Origin of the sequence: uncultured Tateyamaria sp. (genome assembly GCF_947488715.1) — a bacterium.
Lineage (GTDB): Bacteria > Pseudomonadota > Alphaproteobacteria > Rhodobacterales > Rhodobacteraceae > Tateyamaria.
On record NZ_CANLAG010000008.1, the window covers coordinates 1 to 24,526 of the forward strand.

Consider the following 24,526-nt stretch of genomic DNA (forward strand, 5'->3'; position numbering starts at 1 on the left):
GCCGATGCCGATGCCGATGCCGATGCCGATGCCGATGCCGATGCCGATGCCGATGCCGATGCCGATGCCGATGCCGATGCCGAGGTTGCAGTTTCACGACCCCAGACAGTCGACGGCAGTTGGGTCGAGGTCGGCATATCTTTCATCGGTAGCCCGTCGGTTTTGACTTGCACCGGGTACGCTTCGACTAGGGCATCCGACTTTGACATCATTGGTGATGGACGTGTTTCCGGCGACTCAGTTGGTGTTCTTGAGGTGAGCGGGGCGTGTTCCAGTCTGGTCACGACAAAACTGGTTTCATGGCGGGGCGTACTCACGCGACGAACTGGAGTCATGCGTGGGGATAACAAATCCGTTTCCAGTTTCCTCGCTGGCAGTGTCAGAGTCGCTGCTTGCCCAGACAGGTGACGTTCAAGCGTGGTCATCGGCTGGTGATTTGCTGTCCCCGTAGCAGTCGTCGACGGAATGGGCTTTGTCGCGGGCGCATCGTCGAGGTTGGTTTTGACAGTTACATCAGGTTGTGAAGTTCGATTGGGCAATTGCGTATGGCTATTGTCGGATGGCAATCCGGCCTGAAGTTTTGCCGCTGTAGTTACGTCTGCATCCAGAGGCTGCCGTGTTTGCTGCGCAATTTTTGCCGTGGCAGCGACTTCGACCCCTTGAGTGGGCATGTATACCTTGGCCGCAACTTCGCCAGGCGCGATACGTTCAACTACACCTACGTTTTGCGCAACACTTGGTGTAGCGCTTTGTGGGGTTGCTTTAGTAACCTGCGAGTGTGCTTGTGCCTTTGTCAAAGAAGGTGTGGTCGGTGCCGGTGCAAGAGGCCTGCCATCTTGACGTGTCTGCAAGTCGGGGTCTGGACCCGGTTTTGCAAGGATCGCCTCACGGGCGTCGGGTCGAACCTGACCAAGCGACTGCGCAGTTTGACCCGCGGGCGCATTGACCGTTTTCGAAGACGGCACAGGGGTTTCGATTTCCGTCCGGATCGCCGTTTCGATGGGGGTAGAGTACCGCGCTGGAACCACTGGAACGGGTTCGAGCGAGTGTTGCCGCGTCCGGTCAATATCGGCCGCCTTGTCTATCGGCGATGGAGCGGCGTTTTCATGCGGGGCGGTTGGCGTAGCTTTTGGAACGTCGACGGCCTTTGCCCCTGTACCTCGATCGACATGCTTTTCAATGGTTTCAGTCTTGGCCACAAAGGCTCGCTCTGGGCCAGGTACTTCGGTGGCTGTCCGGACCTCTGAATGAACCAGTTGCTCCGGCTCTGCAGGAACGCGCGCGCTTTCCTTTGGAGGAACTTCATTCTGCGACAGCGCGTCGTTTTCATCCAACGGATGAGCAGATCGATGAACCTTCTCCGGAGCGTCACGCGCCACCGCTCGGTCATCAAAACCAGTGGTTCGCGCCTTTTCGGTGGCGTCGATGTCGACATCTTGATGCGTTCTGCCAGCTTCCAATTCCCGTTCAGGATCATCTGAGGGTTGTTGGTCTTGATCCGCGCCAGTGGGCGCTTTCGCGCTATCATGATCTGTCTTGTCAGTACGCAGCGGGACACGGGCATCTTGGCGAACTGTGACAACGTCTGGAACAGGGCGCTGCGCGTTCAATGTCGCCTCGAATGTCTCACCTGTCCGCGCGTCCAAAACCAAGGCGTCTGACGCTCGTGCATGCACCGCTTGCGGCTTTGCGTCGTTTAACAGCGGTAAGTCCATGCGGTGCTCCGGGATTTCTTCCTCGTCACACCGACAATGGCTCAGGGATAGTTACCGGTTCTTTACCGATCGTCTGCCATGCTCCGGAAAATCGTTCGAATTGAAAGGATATTGGAATGGACGCTGCACTGGCTGTTTCTGGCGCGACTGCGCGGAAACCTGAGCGAAACGCTGACTTGTTTGGCGCTGCGCAGAAACTCGAAGCGACGTTTCTGGCGGAAATGTTGAAGTCTGCCGGTCTTGGGCAATCCCGTGACAGCATGGGTGGCGGCGCAGGTGAGGATCAGTTTTCATCTTTTCTGGTTCAGGCGCAGGCAGAGGAATTGGTGAAAACGGGTGGAATCGGGCTTGCCGAGGCACTGTATGAATCGCTGAAGGAGCGCCAAAATGAAGGATGATGCCATCGCCCATATCGTGGACGCCCTCGACGATCTTCTTGACGCTGAACGTGCCGCCTTGCTGCAGGGTAATCTGGATGATGTGTCGCGGCTTCACGCGCGAAAGGAACGCTTGATCGATGCGTTGAATCGCGAGGACGCGCTGGATGCTCAGTCATTCCTGCCCTTGCAAAACAAGGTTGCCCGCAATCAGGATCTGCTGAATTCCGCGCTGGAAGGTGTGCGTTCGGTGGCGCGCAGGCTTGCCGCAATTCGTCGTGTGCGCAAATCGTTGGAAACCTATGACGCGCAGGGGAAAAAGACCCAGGTGGACATTCGAACGGAACGGTCTGTGGAGAAGCGGGCGTGATTGTGTTGATTCAAATCCGAGACATCTGGATGGGGTGATTTAGGATTCCATTAGGGACTGGGACGCCATGGTGTCCGTGCACTCGGAAAGAGTGGCGCATGGTCCTGAAAAAGGGTGTGCATCTGTCAGAACGGCATTGGTCCGCCCCTTTTGTGGGGCGGCATGTAAACCCTGGCGCAAAGCGCCGAGATAAAAGGAAATGCACATGTCGAGCATTCTCACGAACAACAGCGCAATGGTTGCGTTGCAGACACTGAAATCCATCAACAAGAACCTGGCAATGACACAGGGCGAGATTTCGACCGGTAAATCCATTGCAAGCGCCAAGGACAACTCGGCCGTTTGGGCCATCTCCAAGGTGATGGAATCGGACGTCGCGGGCTTCAAAGCCGTGTCGGAAAGCCTGTCGCTGGGCGAAAGCACAGTCGCTGTTGCGCGTAACGCATCTGAAACCGTCACCGACCTTCTGACCGAGATGAAGGGCCGCATCGTTGCCGCCCAAGAAGAAAACGTTGATCGTGATGCCATCCAGGCGGATATCGACGCTCTGCAAGATCAGATCAGCTCGGTTGTTGGCGCGGCACAGTTCAATGGCCTGAACCTGATTGATGGCAGCAGCACCGATGCGCTGAACATCCTGTCTTCGCTGGATCGTGCGTCGGACGGCACTGTCTCGGATCGCCAGATCTCGGTTGATCGTCAAAGCCTTGCCGTTACAGGCACTGTTTCCGCGCAAGCTCTGGGTACGACGGCTGCGGGTACAGCGACCGCCGGTGGTGGTGATCAAGATGTCGCCAACGAGTACATTCAGGCTGGGGCAGACGATACCAACTTCGTCCTTGCGACCGACTACGACCGTGATGATGCCGCGACAGCGACGTCGACAATTGCTGACGGTGGCACATTGGACTTCACGTTCGGCCAGGTTGCCGAGGGTGTCAGCTACAGCATCACGCTGGATGACCTAAACATCAACACTGCCGATGGCAGCAGCACGCTGGGTATTCGCACGTTCGAATATGTCGCGACTGCGGATGACAGTGTGAACGATGTGACCAGCCAGCTGGCCAACCAGATCCAGTCCTTCTTTGACGCGGCGACTGACTCGGGTGAAGGTTACACCGTGACCGTCGATCCGGCAGGTACAGGGGCTGACAATGTTCTGCGCATCGGGAACACTGCCGGTGGTGGTGCTGATCCAATCCTGGTGTTCACCGAAGTGTCTGAAGGTGGAACACCGGGTGCTGGCGGGACTGATGGTCTGGCCGCAGTGCAAACCATTGATGTGACCAGCGATACGGGCGCAACCAATGCTCTGGGCGCAATTGATGCTCTGATCCAGACGTCTATCGACGCGGCAGCCACCTTTGGTTCGGCACAGAACCGGATTGAGACTCAGTCTGACTTCATCGGGCAATTGTCGGACTCGCTGAAGTCGGGCATCGGTTCCTTGGTGGACGCCGACATGGAAGAAGTTTCGGCCCGTTTGCAGGCGCTGCAAACACAGCAGCAGCTGGGTGTTCAGTCCTTGTCGATTGCAAACCAGGCGCCGCAAACCATCCTGTCGCTCTTCCGTTAAGCGATTATGGCGAGGCGCTAGTCTAGCGCCTCGCCCCTGATATTTTTCTCTTTTCAATGGGTGCAAGCGTGAACGCGACGTCTCAAGCAATGCGCGGCTACAACGAACATGCCGTTTCCACACGAAGTGACAGGCGCGCCGAATATGACGTCATCGCGCGCGTGACCCAAGGTCTTCGTGACCGAGCCGTCAACAGTAAGTCGGACTATGCCGGATTTGCGGAAGCGCTGCACACGAACCAACGGCTGTGGACCGCTCTTGTCGTGGATGTATCAGACGAGAAGAACCCACTTCCCGCTGAGTTGAAGGCACGCATCGCGTATCTTGCCGATTTTACCCGCCAACACACCCGCCAGGTTCTGCGTAAGAAGGCTTCGGTTCTTCCATTGTTGGAAATCAATATGGCGCTGCTGCGGGGTCTCAAAACAGAAGGTGCGCCGGTATGAGTGGTCTAATTCTGAAGTTGAGCCCCAAAGAGCGCGTTCTGATCAACGGGGCCGTCATCGAGAACGGTGATCGTCGCAGCCGTCTCGCCATTCTGACTCCTGATGCGAATATCTTGCGTCTGCGGGATGCCATCCACCCTGAAGAAGCCAAGACGCCTGTTCGACGCGTCTGCTACGCCGTTCAACTGGTCCTGTCAGGCGATGCCGTAAAAGACGATGCTCGACCGGCCCTGCTGCGTCACATCGAAGAGTTGAGCCAGGTTTTTGTAGACCCGGATAGTCGGAAACACCTGGATCTGGCGTCGCACGCTCTTGTGGTTGACGATCACTATCGGTGCCTGAAGGCATTGCGCATGCTTCTGCCCAGAGAAGAGCGCCTGTTGGCAGCCGGAGCTTAACGATGTTCCAGCCTGTTCTTGTCTCTTCGGGTATTGTTGGATGGCAATTTCTCCAACGGACCTACGATCAGCAGCTTGAGACTTTCTCTCAATCGGCAGCACAAAAACGGGACACTGACCATTTTGTCGAAAAGATCCGTTCGGTCACAAGCGCCGAAGAGCTGGTTTCGGACCGTCAACTGTTGACCGTTGCACTTGGCGCATTTGGTTTGCAGGACGACATCGACAACCGTTACTTCATCCAAAAGATGCTCGAAGAGGGCACGACGGCGGATGATGCACTGGCCAACCGATTCACAGATTCCCGCTACACTGAGTTTTCCGCGGCATTTGGCCTTGGACCTGGGGAAATCCGTGGCAGCCTACGCTCTGGATTTGCCGAAGGCATAGTTGACAGGTTTCAAGCAAACAGCTTTGAAATTGCTGCCGGTGCGCAAGATGAAACAATGCGTATTGCTCTTTATGCCCAACGTACCCTTGATGAAGTCGTCGGAGGGTCCGGGTCGGAAGCGCAAAAATGGTTCAGCATCATGGGCCAGCCCCCGTTGCGTACCATGTTTGAAACTGCGTTCGGCTTGCCTTCGTCCTTTGGTCAGGCGGACATTGATCTGCAACTGGGCGTGTTCCAGGACAGAGCACAGCGGAGTTTTGGTGTGTCAGACCCGTCGGAGTTTGCAGATCCGGAAATCATGGATCGCTTGATCACAACATATCTTGCGCGTTCCCAAATCGCGAATGGCGGGGCAGGCGAGTCTGGCGCATCAATTGCGTTGACGCTTCTCAGTTCGTAGTTTGTGAAGTGCTCAAAAATCAGTGCTGACAAGCGCACTGACCTAGGGTTTTCGCGGTTTGGCACGAGTTGTCATAGCTGTCCGAGCACCTCGACGCAGGGCCAGTTTCAACTGGTCGAAGCTGTGCTGACACCCTTGGAAATGCGTCATCGCCATAAGGCCATCCAAACTGGGCCAGAGCGAAATTGCCTCGTCAATCTCAGGGTCAGCGCCTTGGGTATAGAGGCCAGCAGAAATCATCATCTGGTTTTTCGCATATACACTCAGGTGTTTTCGTGTTTGCGAGATCGCTTCGTTTTCATCCTCGGATGCTGCTGCAGGCAAACTCCGCGAAACGGAACGTAAAATATCGATGGCGGGAAATCGGCCGCGCTCGGCGATTTCACGGTCAAGCACGACATGACCGTCCAGCACGCCCCGCAAAATGTCCGCAATCGGTTCATCCATGTCGGACCCCGCTACCAAAACGCTAAATACGGCTGTGATGTCGCCCTGACCTTCGCCGCCGGGACCGGCCCTCTCGCACAATGACATGATCATGTGCGACGTCGATGGCGGGTACCCGCGCAAGACAGGTGCTTCCCCAGCGGCTACCGCGACTTCTCGGTGGGCTTCCGCAAAACGCGTAATCGAGTCTGCGAGCAGCAAGACACACATACCCTGATCACGAAAATGCTCTGCGATTGCCATTGCGGTCCAGGCGCAGCGGCGCCGCAAAAGGGGTGCCTGATCTGACGTCGCTGCGACAACAATGGCGCGCGCACGACCTTCTGGCCCTAGAACATCGTCTACAAAATGGCGGACCTCGCGGCCACGCTCTCCAATCATCGCAATCACAACGATATCGGCTGTCATCACTTGCGCCAGGCGCCCCATCAAACTGGATTTGCCAACGCCGGAACCGGCAAACAACCCGATCCTCTGCCCCTGTACGATTGGCAGCATTGTGTCAAAAACCACGTGACCGGTGTCCAAACGCGTACCCAGCGCACCGCGAGAAGCGGCAGGCGGTGGCGCGGACTGCAAGGGCCGCGGAACGGGGCCTTGGGTCAACGGCGCGCCATCCAACGGTGCGCCATCCGGGTCGACGATGCGACCCATCCAAGTGATGTCGGGTGAAATGCCCACGTTTCGGTTCAGCGTTGCGCGATCTGCCAGCGACACGCCGGTGACCGAGGCATCCGGCAAAACAATCGCATCCGTTTCGGACAGCTGAACAACCTCACCGGTCAGCGTTTTGCCATCTCGGCGCGTAATTTCTGCCCGATCCCCAATCCGCGCGTCGTGACCGAGGCCCGCAATGGTGAGAACGCCCCCCTGAACACCAATGACGCGCCCCACCGACCGCACAGGTTGAAGGGCCGACAAATGCCGTTGCAGGGCTTTCATGCGTACAGATTGCTGCATTGGGTTCTCCGAATGGCTGCAACTGTTTTTTAGGGAATCACAGTTAAGCCTTGGTTGAAATTGCTCGAGGGAGAAGCCCCGATGTTCCAGAACCTTACCGTTTTCGAAACGGCCTACGCGATGGCGACCCATGCCGGTCAACGACAAGCCGTTGTTGCTCAGAACGTGGCCAATGCTGACACGCCCGGATATGTCGGCCGTGATCTACCCAGTTTCCAAGAAATGTACGCGCCCAGCGAAAGCGGGACCTTGATGCAGCGTGCCACGCGGTCCGGGCATATGCACGGATCAACCGAGGGCACCATGGAAGGTGTGATGCGCGAAGACCGAAGCTTTGCCGCGCCGGATGGCAACACTGTGTCCATCGAAACCGAGATGATGCGCGCGACCGAAGCCAAGCGACAGCATGACCGTTCTCTGGCGATCTACAAATCAGCAATGAACGTCATTCGGTCCAGCCTCGGGCGGCAATAAAGGGTTTCAATATGAGTGAATTTACCAAAGCGCTCTCCGTTTCGACCAGCGGACTTCAGGCGCAGGCATCGCGGCTACGTCACTTGTCAGAGAATATTTCGAACGCTGACACGCCGGGTTACCGTCGCAAGACCGTGCCGTTTCGTACAGAATTCGATGCTGGACAAGGCGTCGCGCGGGTCGAAGTTGGGCGAATGTCACTGGACGACCGACCTTTGGAACGGGTGTACGACCCGTCGCACCCAATGGCAGACGAGAGCGGTCATTTTGACGGCTCAAATGTCGATCTGCTGATCGAGCTCGCGGACGCACGAGAGGCGCAGCGAAGCTATGAAGCAAACCTGAAAATGTTTGAGCAGGCCCGGCAGATGTCGTCCGGCTTGATGCAATTGCTGCGCCGCTAAACGGCGCGTTTCAAGGAGATCCAGAATGGATTCAGCAGCACTTTCCGCAGTTCAAAACTACACCGCGTCCCGGCCTGCAACGCAGCCAGGTAACACACCCGGCGACAGCATGTTCGGGCGCATGGCCATGGATTTCGCGCAAACCTTGTCGCAGGGCGAACAAGTGGCGCAACAAGCGATGGTGGGGGATGCCGATCCCCACGCTTTGGTTCAGGCCCTGGCCCAGACGGAACTTGCGGTCGAGACCGCTGTGACCGTGCGCAACAAGGTGGTCGAAGCGTATCAGGAAATTCTGAGGATGCCGGTCTAGCATGCTGAACGAGGTCATCTTCTTTGACACTATGCGGCAGGGCCTTTGGGTGGCGGTCATCGTTTCGATCCCCATTCTGACGGTTGCACTGGTTGCAGGTGTCTCCATCGGGCTGGTCCAGGCGCTGACCTCTATTCAGGAAATGACGCTGACATTTGTCCCGAAACTCGCGGCCATCATGGTCGTTTTCTGGATGTCGATGGGCTTCATGACACAGACCATGGTTTCGTTTTTTCACGACCGCATCATTCCGCTCATCATCGGAGGCTAGAATGGACAGTACAGGCTATATCACATTGACGAGACAGTCGGGTCTCATGCGTGAAATGCAGGTTGTTGCCAACAACATCGCAAACACGGCCACAACCGGATACCGGCAAGAAGGCGTCATTTTTTCTGAATATGTTCATGGCATTCAAGGTGGTGCATCCTTGTCAATGGGGCAGGGCAACGTCCGCCAGACGTCCTTTGAACAGGGCGCGTTGTCCGAAACCGGCGGCACGTTTGATTTCGCAATCGAAGGCGATGGCTATTTCCTGATCGAAACGGCGGAGGGCGAACGCCTGACACGTGCGGGCGGGTTTTCTCCTAACGGCGAAGGCGACTTGGTTACCGCTGATGGTCTGCGGGTTCTGGACGTCGGCGGCGCGCCCGTCTTTGTCCCACCAGACGCGCGCAGCATTTCCGTATCACCGGACGGAACGATCAGTGCAGATGGAAACCTGGTTGGGCAGATAGGCCTTGTCCAACCAATTGACGCCGGCGACATGACGCGCCGATCTGGCTTGATGTTTGATGCGCCCGGCGGTTTCGAACCCGCGGAAAACGGACGTATCCTGCAGGGTTTCGTCGAGGCATCGAACGTGAATCCGATCGGTCAATTGACCCGGATGATTGAGATTCAACGCGCCTATGAGATGGGCCAAAGCTTTCTCGATTCCGAAGATGAACGCGTCCGTCGAGCGATGGATGCCATGTTGAAATCCAACTGAGGAGACCGAGATGCGCGCACTTAAGATCGCTGCCACCGGGATGCTGGCCCAACAAATGCGGGTGGAGACAATCTCGAACAACCTCGCGAACATGAGCACGACCGGGTACAATACCCGTCGCGCAGAGTTTGCGGATCTCCACTACCAACAGATGACCAGACCTGGCGCGATCAACGCGTCCGATGGGACGGTGTTGCCAACTGGTGTGCAACTCGGGCTGGGCGTTCGACCCGCAGCGGTTTCCGTTCATCTAGCGCAAGGGTCTCTTGCTGCGACGGGAGGCGATCTGGATGTGGCCATTGATGGCAACGGCTATCTCGAAGTGACTTTGCCATCCGGGCAAACCGCCTACACCCGTGATGGTGGGCTCAAGCGCACAGGCGATGGCCTGATTGTAACCTCGGATGGCTACCCAGTTGCGCCCGACATCGTCATACCGGCGGACGCCCGCAGTATTTCGATCAGCGGCGATGGCGAGGTGTACGCTTACTTTGCCGAAGCAGTTGCGGGGCAATTGATCGGTCAGTTCAATCTGACGGGTTTCACAAATGCCAAAGGCCTAGAGGCGTTGGGCAGCAACCTTTTTGTAGAAACTGAGGCCTCCGGACCTCCAATCGTCTCGACGCCCGGTTTGGATGGTCTGGGTACGCTGCGCCAAGGGTTTCTCGAGGAAAGCTCGGTCGATGCCGTACGCGAGATTACCGATCTGATCGCCGCGCAACGTGGATACGAAATGAATTCCAAGGTTATTTCGGCCGCCGATCAGATGATGGGCGCGATGACGCAGATACGATGATGCGGTGGCTTTTCCTCTTTCTCGTGGGTGGCACGATGGCGTGCGCCGATGTCGTGACGCCAACCCGTACGCTCAGACCGGGTACCGTCATTACCACTGCCGATCTGCGGATCGCGGCGGGCACCCAAGACGGCATGTTTGACCGCATTGCCGATGTCGCCGGACAAGAGGCGCGGGTTGCTCTCTATGCTGGCCGGCCCATTCCGTTTGAAAGCATCGGACCTCCTGCATTGGTACACAGAAACCAGATTGTGCCGCTTCATTTCCGGACCGGCGCATTGACGATTACCGCTGAGGGTCGCGCGCTTGAACGCGGCGGGATTGGCGACCGCGTGCGGATTATGAACCTCAGTTCTCGCGCAACTCTGTTCGGTTTTGTCCAGAATGACGGCTCCATAAAGGTAACCCAATGACTGATGTTTCACCCTCCAAAGCTGTCCACATCGCATTCACGCTTGCCCTTCTGGGAGGCGTCGCCGCTTGTGGTCGGTCAGATCACATTGGCAAAGCGCCGACGTTCTCAAATCCTCTCGCCACCCGAGAGCATTCGGCCATGGTGTCGACGGCTCTGCCCGCTGTGATCGAAGAGCAGACGGCACTGGATCAAGCGTCACTTTGGAGCGGTCAGCGGTCCTCTTTGCTGGGTGACCGCCGCGCAGTGAGACAGGGCGATATCTTGACCGTCGTGATCGAGATTGATGAGCGCGCCGAGATTTCAAACGAAACGGACCGGTCTCGCAGCGGTTCAGAGTCCCTTGGCATCCCACAGCTTGGCGGCTTGCCCCAACGGCTCGATGACAAGCTGCCCGAAGGCGCGTCGAGTTCGGAATTGGTGGCCATCAATTCCAACAGCAGCTCAAGTGGCGACGGTTCGGTCAAGCGTAATGAAAAGCTCACACTGCGGGTCGCGGCGACGATCGTGGATATCCTCCCCAATGGTGTTTTGTCGATTTCGGGTTCGCAAGAACTACGCGTAAATTTCGAAATGCGTGAACTGTTGGTCTCTGGCTATGTCAGGCCAGAAGATATCTCGCGGCAAAATGAAATCACCTACGACAAGATCGCGTCCGCGCGCGTGTCCTATGGCGGGCGTGGCCAAATCACTGATGTTCAGCAACCGCGCATTGGTCAACAGGTGCTCGATGCGGTCTTGCCCTTTTAGGAGCATATCATGATCAAGAAACTTCTTCCTTTGGTGTTGCTTCTCATCGGTGCAGGTGCCGGAGTCGGCGCCGGCATTTTCCTGCGTCCGACACCAGAGCCCGTTGAAATGACGGAAGACGCCGAAACGCCGGATGTCATGGTCAAGGAAAAGGCCGAAGACGAGCCACAGCTCGATCGTGAATATGTAAAAATGAACAACCAGTTTGTCGTGCCGATCGTCAATGGCGACAAAGTCCAAGGTTTGGTTGTCATGTCGCTCAGCCTGGAGGTTCCCGCAGGGCAAAAAGATCTGATTTATGCGCGCGAACCCAAACTGCGCGATTCATTCCTTCAGGTGTTGTTTGATCATGCAAACATTGGGGGGTTTGACGGTGCATTTACCAACGCCAACAACCTGGCTGTTTTGCGTGGCGCTTTGCGCGAAGTGGCGCAAAAAGACATGGGTGACGGGATCACTGACGTGCTGATCATCGAAATTGCACGCCAAGACTACTGACTAACTCTTTTCCCTGTGCACCATGTGTGTGATCGCGCGATCGAGTGCCGCATGTCGGGATGCCTTTTGATGTGTTGATTGCGCCTGCTCAACCAAAGTCTCTGCGACCAGTTTCTTGCCATGCGCGCGCCGGTGCTGCGCCATGAGGCCTTCTTTCTCCGCCAGGACCTGAGCCAAAGCGATATTGAGCTGCCTTTGAGCTTGTCCCAACCACCGCAGCCAGATCACATCCGCGCCAATTGCTCTGATTTGTGCATGTTCCGGTTGCTGCGATTGGGTCTCCACCGTCAAATCCCGAAGCCTTTTAAGCTCTGCACGCAATTCTGCTTCCTTTGCGTTCAATATCGCGACCGCAGCCTCGCTTTTTTGGTATTTCAACGTCGTCAGCAATCGGACTTGATCAAGATCGCTTACCATGTCGCTTGCCTCGCACGCGCGCGCATTTGATCGGCAAACCGAATGGCGGCTGCCACGGTTTCGTAGTGCTCCGGCGCAACCTCGTCGCCAATGGATGTTACAGCGTGCAGGGCGCGTGCTGTTGGTGGGTCGCTGTGAATTGGGACGCCCGCTTCATTTGCGGTTTCTCTTATCCTCAATGCGATTTCATCTACCCCCTTGGCGACGCAAACCGGCGCGGTTCCTGCCGCCCGTGACCACTTGAGAGCGACGGCGTAGTGTGTCGGGTTGACGATAATGACATCGGCGCTGGGCACGTCGGCCATCATTTGCTGTGCTGCAATGGCCTGCGCGCGGGCGCGACGCTCCTGTTTCATATGCGGATCGCCTTCGGAATTCTTGGTCTCGTCCATAATCTCTTTGCGAGACATGCGATTTTTCCGAATGTGCTCTTGATGTTGCCACACCGCGTCAATCGCGCCGAGGCAGGCGCTGATCAATACAACGACGAGCAAAAATGCCACGCACAACTCAGCCAGAATCAAAACGACTGCGCCAGGACCCGCGTGGATAACGGATACCATGTCGGGCAATCTGGCATTGAGAAACAATGCAAGGCAGGCAGAGTAGAGCACGAGTTTGGCAAAGCTCTTGCCAAACTCGAAAAACCCGCCACGTCCAAATTTTTGCTTGGCGTTTTGCAGGATCGAAACCCGCGAGAGCTTGGGTTGCAATTTGGACGGAGCGACTACAAACGCGCGTTGCGCAAGGATTGTGCCCAAAACGGCTATCGCGGGCAAAGTGAAGATTGGCAAAAGGGCCAAGGCACTATGCCAAAGGATGCCGCCCATTGTGGCTGTCGGGTTTCCTCCGAAAACGACGTCCGACAACTCTGATGCCTGGTCGAGGATGACCTGAAGATGTGTGCCAAAGGATAACACAACCTGCGCACCCAAAGCCAAAAACGCGATGGTCAATCCTGCGTAGGCGGCGGCAGTTTGCAAATCGGCCGAACGTGCGATCTCGCCTTTCTTGCGCGCCTCAAGGAGTTTTTGCGGCGTCGGATCAAAAGACTTGTCGGTATCGTCGTCCTGTCCGCTCAAGGTTGCCCTCCAAACGGGTTTGCCATGAAGGTATCAAGAGCAGAGAGCCAGACCCCCAGCATTGTTGGCGCAGCAAGAAACAAAAGGAACAAACCGCCAAGTGTGATGACGGGAGCACCCACAAAAGCGACCATAAGCTGTGGCATCGCTTTGTTGATGACGCCGAGCGCCAGGTTGTAGAGCACGGACATCAAAACGAATGGCGCCGCTAACACGAAAGCCAACTCGAAAGCCCGCGCGACCTGCTGCAAACCCCAGTCGGCGACATCGCTGCCTCCGTAGAAAATCCCGATGGGCAGTAGTGTGTAGGAGTGTATCAGCAATTGTGCGGCTTTGACGTGTAACCCTGTCATAACCGCCAATGCGATCGCGCCGACGGTCAGGACATACCCCATGGCCGGCAAAGGTTCTGTCGCAGCGCCGCCTAGAATTTGCGAGAGGGATGTCGATTGCGCCGCGATGGCACCGGCCGTTTGCAGTGCAAGAATAAACAGACGGATGCCCAGCCCTAAAAGAACACCGACCAGCGTTTCCGTCAAAACGACTAGAGGCAGAACACCAAATGAATATGGCGGCGCTGCAATGCTGAGGGCGGGTGCCACGATGAGCGTGAAAGCAATGGCGATGGTCAGCTTAATGCGCATCGGTACAGTCCGCTCCCCGAACGCAGGAATGAGCGAAATCGTGGCGGCGACGCGCAGAAAAACAATGAAACCGATCCAAAGTTGATCGTTCATCAACCCCAAGAATTCGGAAAGGCCCATCACGCCGCGACAACACCGACAAGCGCGGGGCGTGCATCAATGCCGATTTCTTCAAACGACAGGACCGGGTTTGAAATACCTTTGGCGCGCATGAGTGTTTTTACAAAACGCCGACGTCGCGTGTTGGTCACCACAGCTGGGAACACGCCTTGTTCACTTACATCGTGCAGCTTTTCTGACATGTTTTCGGCCAAACGATTGAAGAGATCCGGTGGCAGTGCAACATCCAGCCCACGATCCGCGTCTACCTGATAACTGACAAAGGTGTCTTCCCACTCGGGCGCGAGTTGGATCAAGGGTAGGCTACCATCAGGCCGTCGGATTTCCGCGACCAACTGGAAGCCCAAACGCTGCCTGACATGCTCACAAATCGCTTCCGGTTGCGCATTGACCGCGCGTGCCTCGGCAGTTGCCTCGAGGATCAGCGGCAGGTTTCGAATAGAGACTTGTTCATCCAAAAGGAGGCGCAAGACAGCGTGCAGTACATCAACCGGCACCTTGTCTGGAATAAGCTCATCCAGCATTTTCTTGTTGGCCTCTGCGCGGCCCGGATCTGAAATGGTGGTCATTTCGTTCAAAAGGCGCCGCAGAGACTTCAGAGTGAGCAATCGGCTGAAATTACGTTTCACGACTTCGAGCAGATGGGTGGCCAGAATCTCGGTTGGCGTGACCATTGTGATACCAGAAAGCGCTGCTGTCTCTTGGTCAGCAGTTGCAATCCACCGCGCTGGCGCGCCGTAAACCGGTTCTGTCGTGTCTTGGCCTGCGGGCAGCAAACTCTCGTTGTCCGGGGTCAAAGCAAGAATTTCTGAAGAGCGCAGCGTGCCCTGTGCCTGTTGGACCCCTTGGATGCGCAGCACGTAGACGCCAGAATCCAGTCCAGGATTATCGGTCAGTCGAATCTCAGGCAAAATCAGCCCGAAAACGGATGCAACATGTGTGCGCATGTTGGAAATGCGGGCGTCCAAACCGGTGCCGGGATCAAGAACCAAGTTGACGAGGTCGGGCGCAAATTCCACATGGATATCGTCCAGTTCCAACACATCACCTAGGGTTTTTTCTGGAGCAATTTCGACTGGATCTGCGATGTCCGTGGGCTCCAACTTTGCTTTCTTCAGGCGCTTATTCATGAAGAATGCCGCGACAGCCAAGCCGATTCCGCCGACCATGAAGGGCATGAATGGAAGACCTGGAAACAAGCCAAACATCATCATCAAAACGGCAACCGTGGTGAGCGCTGCGGGGTGCTTGCCGAGCTGGTCGAACACTGCGGTATCTGTTGCACCCTTCGCGCCCCCGCGTGCCAGCAACAATGCTGATGCGATCGAGATGACGACTGCGGGGATTTGCGAAACCAGTCCGTCACCTACAGTCAAAATTGCGTAGGTTTCAAAGGCACTTGCGAGCGGCATGCCGTGGACAACTATGCCCATGACGAGTCCAGCAACCAGGTTTAGCAAGGTTATCAAGAGGCCTGCGACAGCGTCCCCTTTCACGAATTTTGATGCGCCGTCCAATGAACCGAAGAATGTCGTTTCGGACTGTTCGAGCTCGCGACGAGATTTGGCTTCCTGATGGGTGATCGCACCAGCGGACATGTCGCTGTCGATCGCGAGTTGTTTCCCGGGCATGCCGTCCAATGCAAAACGTGCGCCAACTTCGGCCATACGCGTCGCACCTTTCGTGATGACCATGAAATTCACGATCAACAGAACACAGAACACGACAAGCCCGAGAAAGACACTTCCGCCCATGATGAACTGGGCAAACCCTTGGATCACATCGCCCGCTGCTTGTGTCCCTGTATGACCTTCCCCAATGATCAACTTGGTTGATGAAACGTTCAGAGAAAGACGTAGCATCAATGATGCCAGCAAAATTGTAGGGAATGCGGAGAAATCGAGGGGGCGTTCGATAAACAGTGTGATGGTGAAAATAAGGATTGCGAGGGCGAAGGAGGCGGCCAATCCAATGTCGAGCACCCATGCTGGCATAGGCAGGATCATCATCACGATGATAGCCATCAAAGCGACTGCGAGCAGAACGGTCGGGTTGAAGAGAGCAGCCGCGCTAAACTTGACTGCTCTGTCAGACATTGGTGTATCCGATGACGTTAGGCGTGTCGGCCGACACGCGCCGCGAACAGCTGAATAACTCTGGTTTGGAAAGATACGCGTCCGCTGGTTTCGTCATGCACTTTGATACAAATTCGCTCATTCGCGACCCATCCATGGATTGACCCGTCACGTTCTATGACGCTTCATGGATACTGTATTCGTGGTTTATAAATCGTAACCAAACGGCCGTAATATCAGGCCGTTACCCTATGGTTTGAGAGCGTCTGACTTCAAAAAAGCTGCCAACGTATCTCTGGTAGATTCACTTTGAGAAATTGCCGCCGCGGCCCGCGCAAGCATGCCCTGCGCGTCTGCCGAAGTATCAAGCGTCTCTCGCGCAATTTGGGACACGGGGCCGAACCCTTCAGCGGTTTCTTCGATCATGGAGGCCCAGTTTTCTGACAGCCAGGCCGACCTTGTGTGGTTCTCCGCATCGCCGATTTCCGAATAGATTCTGCTAGCTTCTTCAAATTCATCAGCTGCCAATCGCGCTTTCGCTCGAAGAGTATCTGCTGCCTCGCCCGAAACACCATGTAAATGCGCGATCGCCTCATACGGTCGAGACAAAGCCATTGAGAGTTCGGCGCGCAAAATTTTCTGTTCGGAAGTTTCTGGTGATAGGGCTCCGGCAGACACGACTTGCTCAGCTTGTCTTGCAAACCCTAGAGAATTTAATCGTTTAGCAATTTTCATTCTGGTGGTCATAGGGATCGATTCAGGTGACACAGCAGTTTGATCAAAGCTGATATTGAGAAACACAACATCATCCGCATTCGTACTCAACAACTCCAGTAGCGACCCACGAAGCTCGTCATCGTTGTCCGCGTTTGCCCGCTCACGAATTCGGTGTAGCGTCGAAAATGCCTCCTCAAACTGATTTGATTTCGCCAACGCCAAGGCATGAGCGCGCCGCAAATCTGCCCCGAGCGGGTCATCGCGCATCTCAAGTGCATAGGCTTCCACCAGCGTTGCGACGTCAGCCCCAATTTCCCCGTTTGCTTCAAGTTGTGTCTCGACGAATTTCACAAGTGCTTCGGCGGATTGTTCAGCATTGGAAGACACAACTTGGACAAGTCGTTCCTGAGCCAAATCCGTCTGACCTTGGGCGAGCTCAATGTTCGCTTTCGCTAGATTTGCATTGGCAGAGAGTGGCTCCGCTGTGCGTTCAACGCTTCGTAGCGCTGCGGACGCTGCAGCCTCATCTCCATATTCTAGCAGCTTTCGGCTAAGTTCAGCTGCAACGAATGACCGCAAATGTACCGGCAATCCGGTCAGAGCGCGAAGCGCCGCATTCACGTTGATTGTCTGCGAAGGCTCCAGTCGATCGGCGGCCAAAACCGCCCACAACGCGACATCGCTGTCACAGTCAACGAAGTGTTCAAAATAGTCAGCATCGCGTTCATGCCCGTACTCGAGAATGTATGACATACTCAACAGTGGAGCATTTGCCCCAGCCAAGTCGCCGCTCATATGCAAAACTTGTCGCGCCTCGGCTCCGAACCCGAAATAGATGTACGTGCGCACCAGGCGTTTAGCGACCTCATCGTCTAGTCGATCAAACTCTGTGAAAAGTCCGGCTCGTAGTTCAGCTATTTCGGAAGCAAAGCTGTGTTCTGGTGCCCAAGCATTAATGTCAACCAGTGTTGGATCGATGCATCTAACACCCAACGTGGTCGATGTGGTGAGAGCGCGATCATTTTGGAACGGGATGTCCGAACTGGATGACACCCTTACATTCCCACCTGTCGGTGTATCCACGGTCAAACTTGTCTGTTCAGCCAGTGACGAGTCAAAAATTGTTACGTCGATTTGTGGGTCATTTGACGCAATTGGTAGTTCGATTTGAGATCTGCTTGGGCGCAACAGGCCACGTGTTGCGGCGCTACTAATTCTCTCCACAATCTTACTTTGAGCTTGCTGCAAGCGCGCAGTTTCGCCCACGTCTCCGTCCAATGTCTGGCCTCCGGCGATAGCTTGGTCAGTTTCCACTGGTTCAAGCGCAACCGTCTGCTCTTGAAGGGTTCGTCTGGAGGGCGCAGGTTGTTCTTCTTGGTTGCGCCCCGAAGTGAATCGCAAGGTGCGCTCGCCAACGAAGCGCAGGTCCGCACTTAGAGTGCTATCTACTTCTGTGACCTCTCGCGTGTCCGGTTTGGCCGTAACATCAATGACAATCATGTTGGGCCCTTGTGCAAAGGCTTCAGCAACACAGTTGCAGGCAAATTCAAAGGCAATGCTGTTGTTCGTGCTCTGAACGGCACGAATGTAGGTCCTGTCAATACGATCAAAGACTTGGTTTGTATCAAAGCCCCCTGAGTGACCCGCAATAACAACACGAGCTCCGTCCTGTGTATCCTCCACACGCCAGTTTCTCGCCGAGGAGGTATCCAAAACTACGCGCGCAAATCCATCATGTGCACCAGATCTGACATTGATCTCCTGGCCAAATGCGGGTGAAGAAAATGCCAGCAGCAGTAGGCTCCAAACACGCATGTTCATGCTGCGTTTTGCTTGACTGCCTTCAACGCATCTTCCAACTCTGAGAATGATGGCCGACAGTGTGATGGAGTGTTTTGCCGACCGACCTCAATGCAGATGTTGGTGGCATGGTTGTGCAGGTTCGCAACAAGCACCTCGCGGATCAGTTGGTAGAAGTGACCATCTTCCTCGACAACGGCTTTGACCTTGGATGCGAATGGCCCCACGAGGCCATAAGCAAGGAAAACACCCAGAAAGGTCCCAACCAAAGCGCCGCCGATAAGTTTACCGAGAATTTCAGGGGGTTGGTCAATGGAGGCCATTGTCTTGATCACACCAAGAACAGCCGCAACAATTCCCAAGGCAGGCAAACCATCCGCGACAGTTTGCAACGCGTGGCTCGAGTGCAGGGCGTGATGCATGTTTGCGTCGATCCGTTTTTCTAAGACCTCTTCGACCTGGTGCGGATCATCGTAGTTCATCGAGGCTGAGCGCATTGTGTCGCTGATGAGAGCAGTCGCTTCTTTGTCGGCTACGATTTTGGGGTAGCGTGAAAAAATCGTCGAGTTCTCCGGATCCTCGATATGCTCTTCGATCGCGACAGGGTTTTGGCGCGCCAGTTTTATCAACTCGAATAAAAGGCAGAGCAGGTCCTTGTAGTCTTCGTGCAGCCACTTTGGACCTTTGAACACTTTTCCAAGGTCCTTCATCGTATGTTTCACTTCGGACATGGAGTTGCTGATGAGGAACGCGCCCACAGCCGCGCCGAGAATCATTGTCATTTCGAAGGGCAGGGACTTGAGGATGATCCCCATTTTGCCACCAGCGGCGAGATAGCCGCCGAAAACCATGACAAAAATCGTAACAATTCCGATTATTCCAACCACAGCAAGAATCCCTCATTTTTGACATCTGCAATCTGACAGAGGGCAGTTAACAAACACTGTCCAAGTGTCAGCTTTTAGGGGCTTTTGCGTTTCGTCCAGCAAGGATTGCACTGATGGAATATGCCACTTGTGGATCGAGTCCTGACATGACCTTGGCGGCGGCATCAGGGCGCATCCGGGCGAGAAACCCAGCCGCAAACTCAGGCTCCATCGCGCCAAAAAGTGCCGCCGCGTCTTTTGGTTTCATGCTTTCATAAACCGTCGTTAGCCTCGCTAGGTCGTCCTCTGCAGCCGTTTGTGCCAAGGCGAGGGTCGAGCGAAGTTGCTTTTCCGTTTGCTGCAAAGCGTCCATGCGACGCTCAACTTCGATTTGCGTCACTTCCAGGGCCTTGGCGCGCATCTCCAAAGCCATTTCCTTTTTCTTCACAGCCTGTTCACGGTCTTGCAACGCTTCCAGCAGCGACTGTACCTGCTGTGTATCATCGCTGGTTGTCTTGGTTGCTTCTGACTGTTCGGTCGGCAAGACCAGTTGCATGCCTAAATCTGCTTCGGCAACCGCTGCGCCCGCGCCAATCGCAATACGCAGCGCGGCTGAACCAATCAGTAATGCAGAGATCAGCAAGATAGAGCCACGTCCGGCCATCGAACGTCTTTTGCGAGTTTTTGTTGCCATTACCGGCCCCCTGCCACGCGGCGCGTAAAGATGGGTTCACTGCTTGTTTCCGGTGCTGACACGGGTTGCGGCTCTGGCGCTGGTTTCACTTCAGGAATATCGTGCAACGACGCCATTTGAAGCTCGAGCTTCTTCGACGTCTGTTCCGCGCGCATCGTCATATCGCTGAGTGTTTCAGCTGACTCAGCAGCGGTATTTTGTGCCGCCGCCAGCATCTTGGTCAGATCGTCGACCTGCGCGGACAAGACTGCGACCGCACCGCCCACTCCTTTTTCAAGGTTGTTGAACCGGTTCAATCGGCGCCCCAAAACAAAGCAGTAAAATCCGGCACCAAGCGCGCCTGACGCCAACAGGATATCAGCAATCAATTCCATCTTTTGTCCTCAATTCAGCACGAATTCCATAATCAGCAAGTCGTTGATACGCCCGGGCCCTGCCACGATTTGCACGCGTCTCAGCATTTGCGCGCGCAGTCGAGTCAGTGCAGACGGGCTTTCTATGTCTGCCGTTTCGAGCGCGCGTAGATATCCGTTCAACACATCCACCACACGCGGCAAAATCGATTCCACATCGGACGCGTATTGAGATGGGACTTCCAATTGCGCGCGGAATCTTAGGTGTCTGCTCTGTGCGCCGGGGCTCAGTGAGACAACCATCGGGTCAACTGCCACAAATGCCACATCAGGCAGAGCATCTGGTGCGGTGTCTGTTTGCTCGGCCGACTCGGTCGATTCGTCACCAAACAACATCCCTGAATATGTCGCGTAAAAACCGCCGCCGCCGCCAAGCAGCGCGGCAACCAGGCCGAGAATCAAAGGCAACTTTGAAGACTTAGGGGTCTCCTGCGGGGCTTCTGCCACTGCGTCTGTCATTTGTGTCCCATCCAATGATGTCGAAAACATCTTTGGCACAGATCAACTAACCGATTGTTAAGGCTGATCAGTCATTGCTGGGTCAACGTCGGGCAGAACGCGCGGCAGGACGGAGGCGATTGTGCAGCAATTACTGAATGTCTGGATGACTCTGGATATCAAACGACAAATTACAGTTGTCGTGGCGACAGTGGCGGTCTTTTTTGCGGTGTTGGCGATGTCGCGAATCGCAACGGCACCGTCCATGACGCTGCTCTACGCGGGGCTCGAAAATGGCGCTGCCGGTGAAGTCGTGCGTTCTCTTGAACAGCGTGGCGTGGCCTTTGAGGTCCGCGGCGGCTCGATCTTTGTCGACAGCACCGACCGCGATCAGTTGCGGATGACGCTGGCCAGCGAAGGGCTGCCTGCGAACAGCAGCCGCGGCTATGAGTTACTGGATTCATTGTCCGGCTTTGGCACCACGTCACAAATGTTCGACGCAGCCTACTGGCGCGCCAAAGAAGGGGAGTTGGCTCGGACAATTGTATCCAGCCCCAATGTCGCGATGGCACGCGTTCATATTGCGTCGACCGGGTCGAACCCTTTCCAGCGCAGTGTCACGCCAACGGCATCGGTCTCGGTGACGCCCAATGGCGCTGCAATATCCTCTCAACAGGCGAAATCGATTCGCTTTCTGGTGGCGTCCGCCGTGTCTGGCCTGGCGCCGGAAGATGTCGCCGTAATTGATGCGAATGGCACATTGATTGGCTCGGCAGATGATGCGGTGCCCGCGGCCGGTGCAGATGATAAAGCGCAGATGCTCAAAGAGCGTGTCGAACGCCTCCTCGAGGCGCGTGTCGGCTTCGGCAATGCTGTAGTCGAGGTCAGCGTCGACACAGTAACGGAAACAGAGGAAATCCGCGAACGGCGGTTTGATCCCGCGTCGCGCGTCGTCATCAGTACGGACACTGAGGAAAGAACCAGCAACTCGAACGAAGCTGGCAACGGCGATGTGACCGTCGCGTCCAATTTGCCAGACGCCGAAGGCGGGGGAGGTGACAGCGCATCATCCCAGAACTCCGAGACCCGCGAACGTATCAACTATGAAGTGTCGGAAACGGAGCGTGCTATCACGCGGTCGGCGGGTGCAGTCAAACGGATCACCGTTGCAGTGCTTGTCAATGAACCCGTAACAGCCGAGGCGCCTAACGTCGATCAATCGGCGCGGTCGCCGGAGGAGCTGGAGGCGCTGCGCGAATTGGTCGCCTCTGCTGTCGGTTTCGACGAGTCCCGTGGCGACGTGATCACTATTAAATCCATGGCTTTGCAATCGGTGACACCAGCCGGGACCGAAGTGCAATCGTCTCTCCTTGATCGTTTCGAGCTGGACGTCATGTCAGCTATTCAGATGGCAATTTTGGCGATTGTTGCGCTTGTCTTGGGCTTGTTTGTTGTGCGCCCGGTGTTGTCTCGGCCAGTGCAAAACGGGTCCGCCGATACACTCAGCTTGCCGCCCTCCACCCCCGATTCTGCAGCACTCACAGGTGAGATTGACGATGCAGATGATGCATTTCCTGACATTCCGATGATGGGGGGCAGCAATCCTGAGAACCTCCCCGATGTGTCTGCGCTCAACTTCGGCTCAGATGATCCGAACGGTGCGATTGAGCCCACCGATCCCGTCGAGCGGCTGCGCGCCATGATTGGTGATCGTCAGGAAGAAACCGTTGAAATTCTCCGCAGCTGGCTCGAAGATTCAGAGGAGCGGGCGTAATGGTTCCGTCACATCTGTTCCAGGACTTTGGCACCGCGCAACCTGCAAAAGACGTTGGCGAAAAGGCGAATCTCGAAGAAATCGAAGATCTCAAACTCGAGTCCTTTGAGGCTGGATATCAGGCCGGCTGGGAAGATGCAGTAAAGGCGCAATCCGACACGCTCACCCATGTTTCATCGGGCCTGGCCGCAAGCCTGCAAGCCGCCTCGTTCGATTATCACGAATTGCGTGCCACCCTGAACACGTCGGTGCAAACGATCATGGAGCAAGTTGTTTCGATCATCTTGCCACAAATGGCGCACGCCAGTCTGGGCACACATGTCCGGGATCAAATCGTTGGAACGACCCGCGAGGCTTTGGATCGGCCGATCGAAGTGGTCGTCGCGCCAGAGGCCAAAGACCCCATCCAAGGCGTGTTGGCCGATCAATTGCCCGAACCGTTTACACTCATTACCGACCCGCTGATGGCGTCCACTCAGGTGGTTGTGCGTCTCGGTCAACGCGAAACTGAAATCAATCTCGACAAGGTCACATCAGACATTCGGGCGGCGATCGACGCCTTTTTCGACACCCAATCTCCGGAGGAGCGCAATGGCGGATCTACCTGACACTCAGTCGCTGGCATCAGACACACACAACCCGTTCACGGCAGTCCCCATTGAAATCACAGTATCCGTGGGGCGCGCGCGCCCGTTGGTTCGTGACCTGGTCATGTTGGGTGCGAACGCCGTTCTGACATTGGACAAGCGTGTCGATGACCCTGTGGACCTGTTCGTCGGGGACAAGTTGATTGCGCGCGGCACGCTCGAAGAAGCAGAAGGCTCAGATGATGGACAATTGGTCGTCCGATTGACCGAAGTGCTTGATCTGTCAGCAGGCGTCTGACGGATGCTGGTTCGGTGGTGTCTGATCGCGCTGCTTTGCGCGTTTCCCGCCACAGTATGGGCGCAGGATATCGCCATTTCGCTTGGCGATGAAACGTCGCTGAGCGCCCGCACGCTCCAGTTGATTGCATTGATCACAGTGCTCAGTTTGGCGCCAGGTTTGGCGATCATGGTGACCTGTTTTCCGTTTTTGGTAACTGTGTTGTCCATTCTGCGGCAGGCCATTGGGCTACAGCAATCGCCGCCAAATATGCTCATTGTCAGCTTGGCTTTGTTTCTAACTTACTTTGTCATGGAACCCGTCTTCGCGCAGGCTTGGACTGAAGGCCTCCAACCGCTCACCAATGAAGCGATTGACCCTGAGACCGCGTTTATCAGAACTCTGGCGCCGTTTCGTGACTTCATGGCCGCCCGCCTCGATCAAGACACGTTTCAGGCAATGGCCGACTTGCGACCCGATACCCAAGGGTTACCCCTGACGCCTGATGCACCACTTTCAGTGATGATCCCAAGCTTCCTTCTGTCCGAAATTTCGCGCGCATTTCAGATCGGGTTTCTCATTTTTCTGCCCTTCCTGATCATAGATTTGGTTGCCGCTGCCGTCCTAATGAGCATGGGGATGATGATGGTGCCGCCCGCCATCGTTTCGCTCCCATTTAAGCTGGCATTTTTCGTGGTAGCGGATGGATGGAGTTTGATCGCAGGTAGTCTGGTACGTAGCTATTTTTAGCGGTCGGAGAGTCCAAAGTCCCCGAAAGATTAGGGCGACAAAGCAACACCAGCATCACAGATTTATTTGTGGAAGTCTGCCCCCTCTTGGCTGAGGTTCCTTGGCTTACCCATCCCTGGTAGCTTAGATCCCAGTGCTAGGGTCCTGACCCTA

30 protein-coding genes are annotated in these 24,526 nt (G+C 55.7%); 19 read left to right on the forward strand and 11 right to left on the reverse strand.

Translation table 11 applies throughout. The features are described from left to right. The coding region (locus Q0936_RS16665; RefSeq protein ID WP_299378268.1) for a hypothetical protein at positions 1 to 1,715 on the reverse strand (1,715 nt) is incomplete at its 3' end. A gap of 116 nt (positions 1,716 to 1,831) precedes the next feature. Between Q0936_RS16665 and Q0936_RS16670 the strand changes: the two genes are divergently transcribed. From Q0936_RS16670 to Q0936_RS16695, 6 genes are all read left to right on the forward strand, one after another. Beyond that, positions 1,832 to 2,113: a rod-binding protein gene (locus Q0936_RS16670; RefSeq protein WP_299297850.1), complete on the forward strand. Its 282-nt coding sequence runs from the start codon at positions 1,832 to 1,834 to the stop codon at positions 2,111 to 2,113. Then, the gene (locus Q0936_RS16675; protein WP_299378271.1) at positions 2,103 to 2,462 is read left to right on the forward strand and encodes a flagellar biosynthesis protein FlgN; all 360 of its coding nucleotides are present in this window, start codon (positions 2,103 to 2,105) and stop codon (positions 2,460 to 2,462) included. Before Q0936_RS16670 ends, Q0936_RS16675 begins: the two co-directional genes overlap by 11 nt. Positions 2,463 to 2,667: 205 nt before the next feature. Beyond that, positions 2,668 to 4,041: a flagellin gene (locus tag Q0936_RS16680; RefSeq protein ID WP_299140017.1), complete on the forward strand. Its 1,374-nt coding sequence runs from the start codon at positions 2,668 to 2,670 to the stop codon at positions 4,039 to 4,041. Positions 4,042 to 4,109: 68 nt separating this feature from the next. Then, positions 4,110 to 4,487, forward strand: a complete 378-nt coding sequence (gene flaF, locus Q0936_RS16685; RefSeq protein ID WP_299140020.1) for a flagellar biosynthesis regulator FlaF — start codon at positions 4,110 to 4,112, stop codon at positions 4,485 to 4,487. Beyond that, positions 4,484 to 4,885: a flagellar biosynthesis repressor FlbT gene (gene flbT, locus Q0936_RS16690; protein ID WP_299140022.1), complete on the forward strand. Its 402-nt coding sequence runs from the start codon at positions 4,484 to 4,486 to the stop codon at positions 4,883 to 4,885. Before flaF ends, flbT begins: the two co-directional genes overlap by 4 nt. Before the next feature lie 2 nt (positions 4,886 to 4,887). Further along, positions 4,888 to 5,676 carry a DUF1217 domain-containing protein gene (locus Q0936_RS16695; protein ID WP_299297846.1) on the forward strand — a complete coding sequence of 263 codons (789 nt, stop codon included), beginning with the start codon at positions 4,888 to 4,890 and terminating at the stop codon, positions 5,674 to 5,676. Positions 5,677 to 5,718: 42 nt separating this feature from the next. On the opposite strand, the gene Q0936_RS16700 is transcribed toward Q0936_RS16695, so the two are convergent. Beyond that, positions 5,719 to 7,083: a FliI/YscN family ATPase gene (locus Q0936_RS16700; RefSeq protein WP_299378275.1), complete on the reverse strand. Its 1,365-nt coding sequence runs from the start codon at positions 7,081 to 7,083 to the stop codon at positions 5,719 to 5,721. Between the two features lie 81 nt (positions 7,084 to 7,164). Between Q0936_RS16700 and Q0936_RS16705 the strand changes: the two genes are divergently transcribed. From Q0936_RS16705 to Q0936_RS16745, 9 genes are read left to right on the forward strand one after another with little or no spacing between them, the layout of a single operon-like run. Further along, the gene (locus tag Q0936_RS16705; RefSeq protein ID WP_299140029.1) at positions 7,165 to 7,557 is read left to right on the forward strand and encodes a FlgB family protein; all 393 of its coding nucleotides are present in this window, start codon (positions 7,165 to 7,167) and stop codon (positions 7,555 to 7,557) included. Positions 7,558 to 7,568: 11 nt separating this feature from the next. After that, positions 7,569 to 7,961 (forward strand): flagellar basal body rod protein FlgC, encoded by a 393-nt coding sequence (gene flgC / locus Q0936_RS16710; protein WP_299140032.1) that lies wholly within the window; start codon positions 7,569 to 7,571, stop codon positions 7,959 to 7,961. Between the two features lie 25 nt (positions 7,962 to 7,986). Beyond that, complete coding sequence (fliE, locus tag Q0936_RS16715) at positions 7,987 to 8,271, forward strand: flagellar hook-basal body complex protein FliE (RefSeq protein ID WP_299140035.1); 285 nt, start codon at positions 7,987 to 7,989, stop codon at positions 8,269 to 8,271. 1 nt (position 8,272) lies between these two features. Further along, positions 8,273 to 8,542, forward strand: a complete 270-nt coding sequence (locus tag Q0936_RS16720; protein WP_299140038.1) for a flagellar biosynthetic protein FliQ — start codon at positions 8,273 to 8,275, stop codon at positions 8,540 to 8,542. Between the two features lies 1 nt (position 8,543). Next, positions 8,544 to 9,263 carry a flagellar hook-basal body complex protein gene (locus Q0936_RS16725; protein ID WP_299140041.1) on the forward strand — a complete coding sequence of 240 codons (720 nt, stop codon included), beginning with the start codon at positions 8,544 to 8,546 and terminating at the stop codon, positions 9,261 to 9,263. Between the two features lie 10 nt (positions 9,264 to 9,273). Beyond that, positions 9,274 to 10,059, forward strand: coding sequence for a flagellar basal-body rod protein FlgG (flgG, locus tag Q0936_RS16730; protein WP_299297844.1), 786 nt, complete (start codon positions 9,274 to 9,276; stop codon positions 10,057 to 10,059). Next, entirely contained in the window at positions 10,056 to 10,472 is a 417-nt protein-coding gene (gene flgA, locus Q0936_RS16735; RefSeq protein ID WP_363323318.1) for a flagellar basal body P-ring formation chaperone FlgA, read from the forward strand. The genes flgG and flgA overlap by 4 nt, the downstream gene beginning before the upstream one ends. Then, complete coding sequence (gene flgH, locus Q0936_RS16740) at positions 10,469 to 11,221, forward strand: flagellar basal body L-ring protein FlgH (protein WP_299297842.1); 753 nt, start codon at positions 10,469 to 10,471, stop codon at positions 11,219 to 11,221. The genes flgA and flgH overlap by 4 nt, the downstream gene beginning before the upstream one ends. A 9-nt stretch (positions 11,222 to 11,230) precedes the next feature. Next, entirely contained in the window at positions 11,231 to 11,719 is a 489-nt protein-coding gene (locus Q0936_RS16745) for a flagellar basal body-associated FliL family protein (protein ID WP_299297840.1), read from the forward strand. On the opposite strand, the gene Q0936_RS16750 is transcribed toward Q0936_RS16745, so the two are convergent. From Q0936_RS16750 to Q0936_RS16790, 9 genes are all read right to left on the reverse strand, one after another. Then, the gene (locus Q0936_RS16750) at positions 11,720 to 12,136 is read right to left on the reverse strand and encodes a hypothetical protein (RefSeq protein WP_299297838.1); all 417 of its coding nucleotides are present in this window, start codon (positions 12,134 to 12,136) and stop codon (positions 11,720 to 11,722) included. Then, complete coding sequence (locus Q0936_RS16755) at positions 12,130 to 13,218, reverse strand: flagellar biosynthesis protein FlhB (protein WP_299378278.1); 1,089 nt, start codon at positions 13,216 to 13,218, stop codon at positions 12,130 to 12,132. The genes Q0936_RS16750 and Q0936_RS16755 overlap by 7 nt, the downstream gene beginning before the upstream one ends. After that, on the reverse strand, positions 13,215 to 13,955 hold the full coding sequence (locus tag Q0936_RS16760; RefSeq protein WP_299166200.1) for a flagellar biosynthetic protein FliR: 741 nt from the start codon (positions 13,953 to 13,955) through the stop codon (positions 13,215 to 13,217). Before Q0936_RS16760 ends, Q0936_RS16755 begins: the two co-directional genes overlap by 4 nt. A gap of 26 nt (positions 13,956 to 13,981) precedes the next feature. Next, a complete protein-coding gene (gene flhA / locus Q0936_RS16765) occupies positions 13,982 to 16,078 on the reverse strand; it encodes a flagellar biosynthesis protein FlhA (protein ID WP_299378281.1) in 2,097 nt (698 codons plus the stop codon). 228 nt (positions 16,079 to 16,306) lie between these two features. Then, complete coding sequence (locus tag Q0936_RS16770) at positions 16,307 to 18,595, reverse strand: hypothetical protein (RefSeq protein WP_299295674.1); 2,289 nt, start codon at positions 18,593 to 18,595, stop codon at positions 16,307 to 16,309. Further along, positions 18,592 to 19,461: a flagellar motor stator protein MotA gene (motA, locus tag Q0936_RS16775; RefSeq protein ID WP_299140066.1), complete on the reverse strand. Its 870-nt coding sequence runs from the start codon at positions 19,459 to 19,461 to the stop codon at positions 18,592 to 18,594. Before motA ends, Q0936_RS16770 begins: the two co-directional genes overlap by 4 nt. A gap of 67 nt (positions 19,462 to 19,528) precedes the next feature. After that, positions 19,529 to 20,134 (reverse strand): hypothetical protein, encoded by a 606-nt coding sequence (locus tag Q0936_RS16780; protein WP_299295676.1) that lies wholly within the window; start codon positions 20,132 to 20,134, stop codon positions 19,529 to 19,531. Then, positions 20,134 to 20,508, reverse strand: a complete 375-nt coding sequence (locus Q0936_RS16785; RefSeq protein ID WP_299295678.1) for a hypothetical protein — start codon at positions 20,506 to 20,508, stop codon at positions 20,134 to 20,136. The genes Q0936_RS16780 and Q0936_RS16785 overlap by 1 nt, the downstream gene beginning before the upstream one ends. 9 nt (positions 20,509 to 20,517) lie before the next feature. After that, on the reverse strand, positions 20,518 to 21,006 hold the full coding sequence (locus Q0936_RS16790) for a flagellar basal body-associated FliL family protein (protein WP_299295681.1): 489 nt from the start codon (positions 21,004 to 21,006) through the stop codon (positions 20,518 to 20,520). 121 nt (positions 21,007 to 21,127) lie between these two features. Between Q0936_RS16790 and fliF the strand changes: the two genes are divergently transcribed. The 4 genes from fliF to fliP are packed head-to-tail and all read left to right on the forward strand — an operon-like array spanning position 21,128 to position 24,373. Next, complete coding sequence (fliF, locus tag Q0936_RS16795; RefSeq protein ID WP_299295682.1) at positions 21,128 to 22,759, forward strand: flagellar basal-body MS-ring/collar protein FliF; 1,632 nt, start codon at positions 21,128 to 21,130, stop codon at positions 22,757 to 22,759. Next, entirely contained in the window at positions 22,759 to 23,367 is a 609-nt protein-coding gene (locus Q0936_RS16800) for a hypothetical protein (protein WP_299140076.1), read from the forward strand. Before fliF ends, Q0936_RS16800 begins: the two co-directional genes overlap by 1 nt. Then, positions 23,351 to 23,644, forward strand: a complete 294-nt coding sequence (locus tag Q0936_RS16805; protein ID WP_299140078.1) for a FliM/FliN family flagellar motor C-terminal domain-containing protein — start codon at positions 23,351 to 23,353, stop codon at positions 23,642 to 23,644. The genes Q0936_RS16800 and Q0936_RS16805 overlap by 17 nt, the downstream gene beginning before the upstream one ends. Before the next feature lie 3 nt (positions 23,645 to 23,647). Further along, complete coding sequence (fliP, locus tag Q0936_RS16810; protein ID WP_299295684.1) at positions 23,648 to 24,373, forward strand: flagellar type III secretion system pore protein FliP; 726 nt, start codon at positions 23,648 to 23,650, stop codon at positions 24,371 to 24,373. Positions 24,374 to 24,526 lie beyond the last annotated feature (153 nt).